The sequence below is a fragment of the Oribacterium sp. genome (assembly GCF_057249185.1).
Map to the genome: position 1 here is coordinate 285 of NZ_DBHIGR010000050.1, position 12,746 is coordinate 13,030.

Here is a 12,746-nt window from a genome sequence, read left to right on the forward strand (position 1 = left end):
CCCCATGATTTTCCTCTATAAATCGAAGGGCATCCTGAATTACCGTCAGGGTTCTAAGCCCTAAAAAGTCCATCTTTAATAAGCCCAGCTCCTCTATGGTGGTCATGGTAAACTGGGTGGTAATGGAACCGTCGGAACCTCTGGACAGAGGCACATAGTCGGAAACCGGACTTCCGGCAATCACCACTCCTGCTGCATGCATGGAGCTATGTCGGGGAAGCCCCTCCAAACGAAGACACATATCAATCATTTGCTTGGTTTCCTCTTCCGTGTCATAAAGGTTTTTTAATTCCTTACTGACACTCAGCGCCTTTTCCAAGGTCATATTTAATTCGTTTGGCACCAGCTTTGCCAGCTGGTCACATTTGGCATAGGGAATGTCCAATACTCTTCCCACATCTCGGATGACCCCTCTTGCCGCCAGGGTTCCGAAGGTGATAATCTGGCTGACCTGCTCTTTTCCGTACTTCTTTCCCACATAGTCAATGACTTCCTGCCGTCTTTCGTATTCAAAGTCCACATCGATATCCGGCATGGTTACACGTTCCGGATTTAAGAATCGCTCGAAAAGCAACTGATGCTCCATGGGGTCAACATCCGTAATCCCTATAGCATAGGCCACAATGGAGCCTGCCGCGGAGCCTCTTCCCGGCCCCACCGCTATGCCGTGGGTTTTTGCAAAATGAATATAGTCCCAAACCACCAAAAAATAGTCCACAAAGCCCATATCGGAAATGGTATTTAACTCATAGTAGAGCCTATCCTTATTTTCCTGCCGGCTCTCACCGTAGCGTTTCTCCAGCCCCTTAAGACAAAGCTCCTCCAAATAGCTGTAGGCGGTATAGCCCTCCGGCACAGGATATTTCGGCAAATGATATTCCCCGAAAGTAATATTCACCTGACAACGCTTGGCAATTTTTGCGGTATTTTCCAGAGCTTCCTTGGCATAAGGAAATAACTCTTCCATCTCCTCTTCACTTTTGATATAGAACTGCCCCCCGGGATAGCGCATTCTATCCTCGTCCATCAGTTTTTTTCCGGTCTGCAAACAAAGCAGGATGTCATGGGCCTTGGCATCCTCCTTATAGGTGTAGTGAATATCATTGGTTACCACCAGGGGAATCCCGGTTTCTTCATGCAAACGAAGCATGCCCTGATTCACCAGCTTCTGCTCCGCATAGCCGTGATCCTGCATTTCCAGAAAGAAATTTCCCTTTCCGAAAATGCCTTCATAGCGAAGTGCCGCCTGCTTTGCCTCCTCATATTGGGAAAGCCGAAGATTTCTGGACACCTCTCCTGCAAGACAGGCGGACAGGGCAATGATTCCCTCATGGTATTTTTCCAAAACCGCGTAGTCTACTCTGGGCTTATAGTAATAGCCTTCCGTGAAGCCTAAGGACACCAGCTTCATCAGGTTATGGTATCCTATATCATTTTCCGCAAGAAGCACCAAATGATAATATCTGGCCTCCCCCTTTTGGATAAAGCGTTCCTCCATGGAACGACTTAAATAAATTTCCGAGCCAAGAATCGGGTGAATTCCCTGTTTCTTTGCCTCTTTATAAAAGTCTATCACACCGTACATTACCCCATGGTCTGTAAGGGCAATGGAGTCCATTCCCAGCTCCTTCACCCTGGCTACCATTTCCGGAATCTTACCGGAACCGTCCAACAAACTATAACTGCTATGTACATGTAAGTGTGTAAATGCCATGTTCTGTCCTTCTATATATACACTTGCTATAAGTACTTTCTCTAAGTACTGTGCTACTGTAATCACTTATCCATAAGCGCTGTCCATTTCCATCTATACTGTACAGGGTATTTTCCGGATTGCCTAGTCTTTCTGTATATAAAAAGGAGCCCGTTTCCGAGCTCCTCTGTTTAAATCGCTTCTCCAAGAAGATATCCGCTGATTGCTGAAATCGCATCCTCTTCATCTTCTCCCTCTGCAGATACATATAGCTCTGCGCCGTTATTAATGCCGAGTGCCATCATCCCCATAATGGATTTTGCATTTACCCTTCTGCTTCCCTCAGACATATAGATGCTGGATTGAAAACGACTGGCAATTTGTACGAGCATCGCCACCGGATGATCATCTGTTTTGTTTGATAAGTTAACGGTTACATTACTGTCTTTCATGGTCTGTGCCTCCCTGGTGCATTTGAGCTCCCTAAACGCAGAGTGTCCTCACTCCATCCTCAGTTCCAAAGCTGTCTGTCTAAATTGTCTTGAAAATGCAGGCCTAACCAATGTACCTTTGCGAGGAAAGCTCCTCTTTTGCATATTTTATTTTTTAAATCCTATTTCTTATGCGTAGCGGATTGTTCCTCCCGAAGTTCTTTTGCAATTCTGGCCAATTTACGCAGGCGATGATTCACCCCGCTCTTTCCTATAGGGGGCTCTAATCCCTGTGCAAGCTCCTCCAAAGAAGCATCCGGATATTGCAAACGACGCTTTGCCACCTCTTGCAGGGCCTTCTCCAGTTGATCCAGTCCTAAGACTTCCTCGATGTATTGAATTTCTTCCTGCTGCTTTAAACTGGCTTTCACGGTGCGATTAATGTTGGCGGCTTCAAAGTTCACGCGCCGGTTAACATTTTCGCTGACCTCCTTTAAAATGCGGGCATTCTCCAATTCCATCAAGGCATCCACTGCCCCTAAGAGCTTTAAAACATCTGCGATTTCCGAAGCATCCTTTAGGTATACCATCCGGTTTTTGCCTCTTTTTCCTTGCTTTGGATGTAGAGAATAATGCCGTAGAATTTCTTCTACTTCTCTGCCCTCCTCTTCTTCGGAAAAAACAAATTCCAAATGATATTCTTTTTGGGGATTAGTCAAAGAAGCGTTGGAAAGAAAAATCTGTCGCAGTTTTTCCCTTCTTCCCTTCTCATCATCTGCCCTAATTTTAAAGGTTTTTTCCAATGCTGTAAAGTCTATTCTCCTAAGCTCCTCCTTCACTTTCCGGGAAAAAGAAGCTTTTTTCGCTTGTTTTTCTTCTGCCATCACTTTTGTCTCTTGGTAATTTTCTACGCTGTTTTTCGTTATTTTTTCTATTTTTTATGAGATTTTTATATTTTTTAGGACTTATATCATTTCTTTATATCCCTATGTTCCAGTCGAATCCCATAATCCGCATGTTCCTTTAGGGATTGATACAATTTTTCCGCCATAGTGACGGAACGGTGCTTTCCTCCGGTGCAGGCCAGTCCCAATACCAGCTGATTTTTCCCTTCCGCTACATAAAGAGGAAGGAGGAATTGAAACAAATCCACCAGCTTATCTAAAAAGATTTGGGCATTTCCATCCTGAAACACAAAATCCTGGACTTCCTTTTCCTCCCCGGTATGATTCCGTAAATTGGGATCGTAATATGGGTTTGGCAGAAATCGAAGATCAAAAAGTAAGTCCAAGTCCTCCGGCATCCCATATTTAAAGCCGAAAGAAAGAATGGACAGCTGAAGATTTTGATACTTTTTCTCCTCCTGCACAATCTCCTTTAACTGCTGCCGAAGATTTTTCGTTAAAAGTCTGGAGGTATCGATAATCAAATCCGCCTTTTTCCGAAGAAAGGCCATCTTTTCTCTTTCCCTTGCAATTCCGTCCTGAATGCGGCCTTCCTTTGCCAAAGGATGGCTTCGTCTGCTTTCCTTATATCGCTGAATCAGTACTTCATCCCCGGCATCCAGGAAAAGAATACGAAAGGGCACCTTCTTTTCTTCCCGCCAGTTTTCAATAATCTTTTCCAGTTCCGAAAGCTCTTTTCCGTTTCTGCTGTCGATTCCTAAAGCTGTCCTCTGTTCATTTTCCCTGCTGGAAAGTAAAAGTTCCAAAAATGAATTCATAAGCCCGATGGGCAGGTTATCGATGCAGTTAAAACCGAAGTCCTCCAAATGCTTCAGACAAACAGTTTTTCCCGCCCCGCTCATACCGGTTACAATTAAAATTTCCCCCACAACTTTACCTCTGTTTCTAAACGCACTCCCTGCTTTTCTTCCACGATTCGAATTACTTCCCTGATCAGTCGGTAAATCTCTTTGGCATCGGCATCCCCCAGGTTCACTACAAAGCCGCAATGCTTTTCGGACACCGCCGCTCTTCCCATTTGAAAGCCCCTTAAGCCGCTGACTTCAATAAGGCGGGAAGCATAGTCTCCCTCCGGCCTTTTAAAGGTGGAGCCTGCTGAAGGCATATCCAAAGGCTGTTTTTCCTCTCTTCGTCTTTGAAAATCCTGCATTTTTTCCCGGATTTCCGCAGGATTCCCTTTTTCCAAAAGAAAGCTTGCTTTTAAACAAATATCATTTTCCGAAAGGCAGGAATGTCTATAGGAAAACTCCATTTCGGAAAGCTCTTTCTTTTGAAGCTCTCCCTTCTCATTTAAGAGGAGTCCCTGATAAAAGAAATCCTTGATTTCTCCTCCATAGGCTCCGGCATTCATTTTCACCGCTCCTCCAAGGGTTCCGGGAATGCCGGAAAGGGGTTCAAAGCCAGTGTATCCTGCTTCCATGGCAACCTCCGCCATTTTCTTTAAGGTGCATCCGGCCTCTGCTTCCAAAAGCCCCCGGCCATCCTCCTCCTGCACTTTTATACTGCAAGAAGATAAATTATCCTTTAATAAAATAACGGCTTCTTCCACGCCTTCGTCGGAAACCAGGAGATTGGAGCCGTTCCCCAAAATCAGATAGGGGCGGCCCTCCTTGTATAATTCCTGTACCAGCTCCTGTACTTCTTCTACGGTAAAGGGAATATAAAAGTCCTTTGCCTTTCCGCCAACCTTAAAGCTGGTATAGTCCTTTAAGCTCTGTTCCGTTCTATGCTCCATCCTGCTCTCTTTCCTCTAAAAATCTTCCGCTTCCTGTTTTTTCATGTTGGCAGTCACTCGCTCATACAGCACCTGTGCCGCATTGTATCCCATCTTCTTGGCTCTGTTATTAATGGCGGCACACTCTACAATGATAGCTACATTTCTTCCCGGACGAATGGGGATATCATAGCTGATAATATTGTTGCCTAAAAATTCTATATAGTTATCCTTTAATCCAAGACGATCATAGTCCTTTTCCTTGGACCACTCCGCCAAATTAATGACCATATTCAGCGTCTGGGTATCCTTTACCGATTCCACACCGAACATCTGCTTTACGTCGATAATGCCGATTCCACGAAGCTCAATAAAGTGCTTGGTAATATCCGGTGCCGTTCCTACTAGAGATTCATCGGAAACCTTTCTTAATTCCACCACATCATCGCTGACCAGACGGTGTCCTCTCTTAATCAGCTCCAGGGCGGCCTCGGACTTACCGATTCCGCTGTCCCCCATGATGAGGACACCCTCTCCGTACACATCCACCAATACGCCGTGGACGGTAATCATTGGCGCCATCTTCACCTTTAACCAACGGATAATTTCTCCCTCCAGCTCCGTAGTAGGTCTCGGGCTGGATAAGAGAGGAATTCCGGCCTCCTGGCAGGCGGAAATCATACAGGAATCCGGTTCAATGTCTCTGGCATAAATAATACAGGGGATAGGATACTTGGTAATCTCATTATATCTTGCCCTTCTCTCCGGTCTTTCCATCCGCATCAAATACGCCGTTTCCACATTTCCGATAATCTGCACGCGCTCGGAATCAAACTGGGCAAAAAAACCGGCAAGCTGTAAAGCAGGACGGTTTACATCCGGAATCGTCATGTAAATCTGATCCGTATCTATTTCCGGAGTGAGATTCTTTAAATTCTCTTTTTTAATTAACTCCGATACACTCACCTTTTCCGCACTTTTCATGAAAACCTCCTGCTTTAGGGGGATGCACTGTCCCGCTGTTTTTCTATCTTTTGCAGTATAGGTTTTTCAGGCTAAAATTGCAATCCCAAAGAAGCTATGCTACACTTCAAAAACAGTCTTAATAAATAAAATGTTCCGGGCGTTTATACGCCATTATTTTAGAAGCAATAGTTCATCAGAAGATAAAAACGATAAAAAGATAAAGAATATACCGGGGAAAGGAGACGAAGGGCGAAAATGGAGAAGGACAAGGCAATCGGTATTTTTGATTCCGGTCTTGGCGGGCTTAGTGTCTTGAAAAAGCTTAAGCAGGAGCTCCCCGGAGAAAACTTTATTTTCTACGGAGACCAAAAGCATGCCCCCTATGGAGAAAAATCGGAGGAAGAAGTGCGTTCTCTTTCTCTCTCCGCCTATCGCTTTCTACAGGAAAAAGGAGTAAAAGCTACTGTTATCGCCTGTAATACCGCCACCTCCGCAGCTGCCCCCTATCTTCGGGAGCTGTTTCCGGAGGACATCATTATCGGTATGGAGCCTGCGGTAAAGCCTGCAGTTGAAGCATTACAGGATGAAGCCGAACCGGGTAAGACGAAAAAAAAGATTCTGATTATGGCTACAGAGCATACCCTTAAGGGAGAGCGTCTCCACCAGCTGATTTCCCGTTTTGGAGATCCTTCCCAATTTCTTCTCCTTCCCTCTCCCGGCATCGTCCGTCTCCTGGAGGCAGGAAAGGGAGACAGTCCGGAAATGGAAGACTATCTTTCTCAGCTTTTACTCCCCTATCGGAATGAAGCCGTTTCTTCTATTGTCTTAGGTTGCACCCATTTCCCCTTTGTAAAGGAACAGATTCAAAATGCCCTGCCCTATCCTGTACACTTCTTTGATGGGGCGGAGGGCACAGCCAAGGAAACCCGGCACCGTTTGGAGGAGAGGGGTCTTTTGAAGGAGGAAGTGCAAAAGGGTCAGGTAGAGCTTTTTAGCAGTAATGAAGACAGCTCTTTGATGGAGGCCTTTTACCGGAAGAATTGCCTTCCAAAAAGCCGGTAGTACAGCCTTTCTTTTGCCTTGCTATTGCCCTTCTTTTGCCTTTCTTTTTCTTAAAAAAAAATTTTTTAGAAAAGTTCTTGACAAGTTTTCGGAAGTTTTGTATATTGTACGGGTGCCGCGAAAACGGCGGAAACAAGCGCCCTTAGCTCAGCTGGTAGAGCAGTAGACTCTTAATCTATTTGTCCAGGGTTCGAGTCCCTGAGGGCGCAGTTCTGAAGAATGTTGGAAGAGCAACATTCTTTTTTTTATTTTTTTCTAAAGACTTTTGCTTGTTCTTTCTCTTTCTTAAAAGCTTTGCTATACTCTGTAGGAAATAACTTTTGAGTAAAGGAGATTCTTATGCAAAAGATTTTAGTTTGCGATGATGATAAACAGATTGTAGAAGCCATTTCCATCTATCTTACCGGAGAAGGATATCAGGTGATTAAGGCTTTTGACGGATATGATGTTTTAAAGATTTTGGAAAAGGAAAATGTGGATCTTATCATCCTGGACGTGATGATGCCCGGTCTGGACGGTATCCGTACCACCTTGAAGATTCGGGAGAAAAGCTCTATCCCCATCATTATCCTAAGTGCCAAGGGCGAGGACACCGATAAGATTCTCGGTTTAAATATCGGTGCGGATGATTATATCACCAAGCCCTTTAACCCCTTGGAAATGGTGGCCAGAGTGAAGTCCCAGCTTCGCCGCTATACCCAGCTTGGCAATATGAATGAACAGTCTAAGGGAGAAGCCATTTACAGCTGCGGCGGTCTGGTGATTAATGATGACACCAAAGAGGTATCCGTAGACGGCGAACTGGTAAAGCTTACACCTATTGAGTACAATATTCTCCTTCTTCTGGTTCGAAATGCAGGGAAAGTCTTTTCCATTGACGAAATTTATACCTCTATCTGGAATGAGGAAGCCATCGGAGCGGACAACACCGTAGCGGTGCATATCCGTCATATTCGGGAAAAAATCGAAATCAATTCCAGAAAGCCTAAGTATCTGAAGGTGGTTTGGGGTGTAGGTTATAAAATCGAAAAGCAGGGAAAGAGCGAGGACTAAGCATGAAACGTCTTCTCCCTTTTTTGCTCCATTTTTTCATTTTATTTCTCTTTTCCATCAGTCTGGTGCTGCTGCATTTTGCCCCTAAGGGAAGTGATACCATTGCCTTTTTGCAGGAGAAGAACTACCTTTCTTCCTCCAGCTTCGACAGTGCGGTTTCGGAAAGCATCAACGATATCTTTGATTATATTGATCTGCGGGATCTTTTTGAAACCAGAGGAACCCTGGATTTAAACCATACCATAGCCCAGAGTGAAAGTAACGGCGCTACCCGTTCCTACAGTCTGGACTATTTGATTAAGTATGCCCGTTCCATGGGCTACTATTTAAATGAGAAAAATGAAATCATGGAGGACGGTCCTGCCACCGTCACCAAGGAACAGGACGAAAAAGAGCACCAGATTAAAGTCATTTACCGTGCCTATCTTCCGGATTACCAGCCTGCCAGCCCCGCTGACGGTTTTATGAGTCTGGGAAGGTTGTCAAAGGAAGCGCTGAGCTATTTGGCAAAGTACTATGCGATTCGCTCCCGCTATTTTGATCAGGGCTCCAATTTCCATTTTTATGTGGCCTATAGCAACGGGAATAATTCCACCTATTATAATAATGAAAATGACGGCACTGCGGAAAAAATTCAAAAGCTGGGAAAATATGTTTTTACAGACTCCTCTTCTTTGGAAATCAAAAGCAATTTAAAAACGATTCCCTCCAATCTGGTTCCTCTTCTGGAGGCCAGAGACCCCTACAAGGACGGTTCCTATGTCTTTGCAGCAGGAGTGGATACCTCCTTCCCTGTTCATGACCAATATAAAATCATGATGGAGGAATATAGCATTCGAAGAAACCTGAGTATTCTGGGCGTGGTGCTTTTCTTCGGAAGTTTACTGGCCTTTGTGCTGAGCTTTGCTTCCTTATTGTTACATACCGGTCGGGGAGAAAATCGGCAAATGATTCTTTATGCCATTGACCGGGTGCCCCTGGAAGGCATTTTAGCCATAGCTGTCTTTTGGTTCTTTTTTGCAGAGGTCTTTAATCGATACTTTTTCGACAGCTTGATTCTGGTGCTGGGAAAATTACCGGAACCCCTCTTCTTCCATAGGATGGGACTTTTCGCCCTTCGCTACACTGTTTTTCTGCCTCTGCTTCTTTCCCTGGTGCGGCAGATGCGGAAGGGAATTCTAATTTCCTCTTCCTATAGCAGACGAATTTGGAGTCTTCTGGAGAGTACACTTTCCGCCAGCGGCTTTACCCGTTCCAGATTATACAGTGTACTGCTCTTCGTCCTTCCGAATTTCCTGGGCATTGGGTTCTTCGGCTATAATCTTTACTGCTTTTTCCATCATAAAAGCCTCTTACATCTGGGCTTTAGCTTACTACTGCTTTTTCTTTTAATTTCCATCGACTACTACTCCTACTCCATCAGTAGAGGATTGAAAGCAGCGGTAACGGAGCAGGTAAAGGCGGAGCGTTTAAAAACCGACTTGATTACCAATGTTTCCCATGATTTAAAGACCCCTCTTACCAGCATTATCAGCTATGTGGATCTTTTAAAGCGGGAAAATATTGAAAGTCCCAGAGTTCAGGAATATATCGCCGTTTTGGAGCAAAAGTCCGCACGTTTAAAGAATCTGACGGAGGATTTGGTGGAAGCCAGCAAAGCCAGTTCCGGAAATATCTCTTTAGAGCTTATCCCGATTCACTACACGGAGATTTTGCAGCAAAGTCTGGGCGAGTTCGAAGACAAGTTGGCTGCCCGCTCCTTACAGGTGCTCACTACCCTCCCTCAGGAGGATATTCTGATTCTGGCGGATGGTCGACAGCTTTTCCGGGTATTGGAAAATCTTCTTAATAACTGTTGTAAATATGCTTTGCAGGGAAGTCGGGTCTATGTGGATTTGCAAAAGGGAGAAGAAGAGGCCACCTTTACCATGAAAAATATTTCAGAAGCCCCCTTAAACGTTTCCCCGGAAGAGTTAACGGAACGTTTTGTACGTGGAGACGTAAGCCGAAGCACAGAGGGCTCAGGTCTTGGCTTGTCCATTGCGAAAAGTCTGACCAAGCTGATGAACGGTAAAATGAAGATTGAAATTGACGGGGATTTGTATAAGGTTTCCCTTTCCTTCCCTTTAGTAAAAGAGGAATTGTAAATTGAAAATGATAAAGCAATCTCTGAAAAATAAACTGAGTCGTTACAGTAGAAACAGCCTATATTTTGTTCTGCTTTTTTCCATGCTTTTTTCTTTTGTATTTTCGAAACAAGTTTTGGCGGATACCTGGCCCACTTGTGTAGACCAAGTTGAGGCGGATGGTGCTTTGCTGATGGATGCCAAGTCCTCCACGATTCTCTATGCTAAAAATGAGAACACCCACTACTTTCCCGCCTCCATTACCAAGGTCTTAACGGCCATCGTCGTGTTAGAACATGTGGAAAATCTGGAGGAAAAGGTCACCTTTTCCCAGGAAGCCACCAGAGGAAATCTGGAAAACAATTCCACCGTCATTGCCGCATCTCCGGGAGATAAGTTAAGTGTTCGAGACTGTCTTTACTCCCTTCTGCTCCATTCCGCCAACGACTGCGCCAATGCACTGGCAGAGCATGTGGCCGGCTCCAACGAAAAGTTTGCGGAACTGATGAACCAAAAGGCTGCGGAAATCGGCTGTACAAATTCTCATTTTACCAATCCTTCCGGACTGAACAATCCGGAACACTACACCAGTGCCCTGGATATGGCAAAAATCATGCAGTACGCCATAAGCAATCCGACATTTTGTCAGATTGATGCCACTCAGGTATACACTCATGGTCCCTTGATTAAGTATCCGGACCCCAATGCCCCGGAAAACACCATCTATGCTCATCATAAGATGATGAAGAAAAGCAATAAGGAGTATTACAGCGGTGTATTTGCCGGAAAGACCGGATATACCCTTCTTGCCGGAAATACCTTGGTGACAGCCTGCAAAAGAGGGGATACTACCCTAATTTGTGTTATCTTAAACGGTCATAATTCCCAGTATCGGGACAGCAAAAAGCTCTTCGATTTCGGCTTTGCCAATTTCAACTCTTATCCTGCGGAAAGCAATGATAGGCGCTTTGCCCAGTTGGAAAACCCTTGGACGGTGGATGGACTTCCCTTGGTGGAGGCTTTGCATTTTACCGTAGGAAGAGATGAGCAGATTTGCCTTCCCAAAAATATTCCCATAACGGATATTGCCTCTACCCTTTCCTACGATATTAGCGAGGAGGAAAAAGCCAGCGGCAAGATAGCCAAAATTCTCTATCAGTACGATGGAAGAACGGTAGGCACAGCTTATGTGTACCTGGAGGATTCTAAAAGAGAGGAAGACAACAAGGATCTTCCCAATACTTCTTTAAAGAAGACGGAGAATATTCCCAAGCAGATCTCCGTAGCCATGGAAAATCAGGAAAATGAAAGCAAGGCGGAAGAATCCACAGCCATGGAAAAAATAAACCACGCACCCATTGTCTTCGATAAGAAGGCAGGAAAAATCATCCTGCAAAAGCCTATCCTACGGGTGCTTCAGATTCTTTTTGCTATATTCACTCTGGTGCTTCTTTCTCTTCTCTTTCTCTATTTTTTCCAAAGAAGGGAAGAATTCTACAGAGCCAGAAGAAGAAAAAGAATGTTAAAGCACACAAAGGATCTTAGCCGAGAACAAAAGGCGAAACGTGACCTGATGTTTGAAAAGCGAAAGAGGCAGAAAAAATAGTTGAACGGGAAGGACTTTTTTGAATCTCGAAGGATTCATCTTGAGAAAAGCTATGGAAAAAAAATAGTTTTTTTAGGAAATATCGTAGAATTTTTAGAATATCTTTCTTGTTCTCCATAATACCGCGTGATAAAATCCATAATGCATTACTATTATTTTTTTCAGTAGTTTGTCGTAATACTATATGATTTTAATCACAAAGAAAAAAAGACGGAATATAGGAGCAGTTAATCAAGGAGGATAAGAATGGAAACATTACACATTATGATTCCCAATGCGGACAGTGTAAACGAATTTGTAGAGCTTACAGGAGAATTCAATTTTGATATGGATTTATGCGACGGAAATCGTTGCGTAGACGCAAAATCTATTTTAGGAATTCTATATCTTGGGGTAGGAAAGGTTCATAAGCTTTCCGTACCGGAAGAGCGCGTAAAGTTCGTAGAGGATAAGCTCTCGACTTTTGTAGTATCCGAATAAGATTAATAAAACAAAAAGAGCTACAGAAAAGATTGTAATTCAGTTCTGTAACTGTATAGCCGGTCTACCGACAGGGGCAATCTGAGCCCGCGGGTACTTACGAAAAACGAATATTATGAAGTTTTTCGTTTAGTATCCCCTGCAGGGGCGAGCTTAGCGGGAGCGTGCCCCTAAGGTAGAGCCGGTATACAGTAAAGAACGAAATCTCTTCTGTAGCTCTTTTTTTATTCTTAACGAGTATCGCACACTACGCGTGCGATATCTCGTTTTCTAATCCTTGTAAAGTTTAAAAGTCTATAAGGTAAATCTTTCCTGTCTTTGCTCTTAACCTACTGGAAAGGATACCATTCTCCGTATAGCGCTTGGTTTGTCCGGCATTATAGCCTCTTCCATCGGTTTTCAGTACTCTTCGAATCTCCATCTTATCCGTAATGGATGCCCTCCACAGGGGGATATCCAAAGTACAGTCCTCATCTCCGCAGTATATAATAATCAGAGCGATTTGATTTTCACTGCATCGAAGATAGGATACCCAGTTTTTTCCACTTTTCAGGAGCATAAGATTTCCGTTTTTCAAGGCAGGTGAAGCCTTTCTGTGGGAAATCAAATACCGATGATATTCTAAAAGCTCCAAATCTTCCTTTCCCCAA

Annotated in this window: 11 protein-coding genes, 1 tRNA gene and 1 pseudogene; 6 read left to right on the forward strand and 7 right to left on the reverse strand. The window is 44.2% G+C overall.

The annotated features are described in order from the left end of the window. The 6 genes from dnaE to hprK form a co-directional block, all read right to left on the reverse strand. On the reverse strand, window positions 1–1,714 hold a 1,714-nt coding region (gene dnaE, locus ACO4PX_RS04360), incomplete at its 3' end, for a DNA polymerase III subunit alpha (RefSeq protein WP_485571661.1). Between the two features lie 170 nt (window positions 1,715–1,884). Next, on the reverse strand, window positions 1,885–2,145 hold the full coding sequence (locus ACO4PX_RS04365) for an HPr family phosphocarrier protein (RefSeq protein ID WP_485571663.1): 261 nt from the start codon (window positions 2,143–2,145) through the stop codon (window positions 1,885–1,887). 161 nt (window positions 2,146–2,306) lie between these two features. Further along, a complete protein-coding gene (gene whiA, locus ACO4PX_RS04370) occupies window positions 2,307–3,008 on the reverse strand; it encodes a DNA-binding protein WhiA (RefSeq protein WP_314667309.1) in 702 nt (233 codons plus the stop codon). An 86-nt stretch (window positions 3,009–3,094) separates the two neighbouring features. After that, entirely contained in the window at window positions 3,095–3,931 is an 837-nt protein-coding gene (rapZ, locus tag ACO4PX_RS04375; protein ID WP_304069960.1) for an RNase adapter RapZ, read from the reverse strand. A gap of 11 nt (window positions 3,932–3,942) precedes the next feature. Next, window positions 3,943–4,824 (reverse strand): UDP-N-acetylmuramate dehydrogenase, encoded by an 882-nt coding sequence (gene murB / locus ACO4PX_RS04380; RefSeq protein WP_485571665.1) that lies wholly within the window; start codon window positions 4,822–4,824, stop codon window positions 3,943–3,945. 15 nt (window positions 4,825–4,839) lie between these two features. Continuing rightward, window positions 4,840–5,787 carry an HPr(Ser) kinase/phosphatase gene (gene hprK / locus ACO4PX_RS04385; RefSeq protein ID WP_040648658.1) on the reverse strand — a complete coding sequence of 316 codons (948 nt, stop codon included), beginning with the start codon at window positions 5,785–5,787 and terminating at the stop codon, window positions 4,840–4,842. Window positions 5,788–6,024: 237 nt separating this feature from the next. Between hprK and murI the strand changes: the two genes are divergently transcribed. The 6 genes from murI to ACO4PX_RS04415 all read left to right on the forward strand — a co-directional run bounded on the left by murI (window position 6,025) and on the right by ACO4PX_RS04415 (window position 12,096). Beyond that, window positions 6,025–6,831, forward strand: a complete 807-nt coding sequence (murI, locus tag ACO4PX_RS04390) for a glutamate racemase (protein ID WP_485571667.1) — start codon at window positions 6,025–6,027, stop codon at window positions 6,829–6,831. Window positions 6,832–6,967: 136 nt separating this feature from the next. Then, window positions 6,968–7,040 (forward strand) — tRNA-Lys (locus tag ACO4PX_RS04395). A gap of 130 nt (window positions 7,041–7,170) precedes the next feature. Continuing rightward, a complete protein-coding gene (locus ACO4PX_RS04400; RefSeq protein WP_007156657.1) occupies window positions 7,171–7,884 on the forward strand; it encodes a response regulator transcription factor in 714 nt (237 codons plus the stop codon). Between the two features lie 2 nt (window positions 7,885–7,886). Further along, window positions 7,887–10,031 (forward strand): sensor histidine kinase, encoded by a 2,145-nt coding sequence (locus ACO4PX_RS04405; protein WP_485571669.1) that lies wholly within the window; start codon window positions 7,887–7,889, stop codon window positions 10,029–10,031. Between the two features lie 7 nt (window positions 10,032–10,038). Further along, window positions 10,039–11,616 carry a D-alanyl-D-alanine carboxypeptidase family protein gene (locus ACO4PX_RS04410; protein ID WP_315370276.1) on the forward strand — a complete coding sequence of 526 codons (1,578 nt, stop codon included), beginning with the start codon at window positions 10,039–10,041 and terminating at the stop codon, window positions 11,614–11,616. Window positions 11,617–11,862: 246 nt separating this feature from the next. After that, window positions 11,863–12,096, forward strand: a complete 234-nt coding sequence (locus ACO4PX_RS04415) for an HPr family phosphocarrier protein (RefSeq protein WP_183681446.1) — start codon at window positions 11,863–11,865, stop codon at window positions 12,094–12,096. Window positions 12,097–12,382: 286 nt separating this feature from the next. Here the strand turns inward: ACO4PX_RS04415 and ACO4PX_RS04420 are convergent. Next, window positions 12,383–12,746 (reverse strand): annotated as a pseudogene (locus ACO4PX_RS04420) (alpha-glycosidase); the annotation flags it as partial.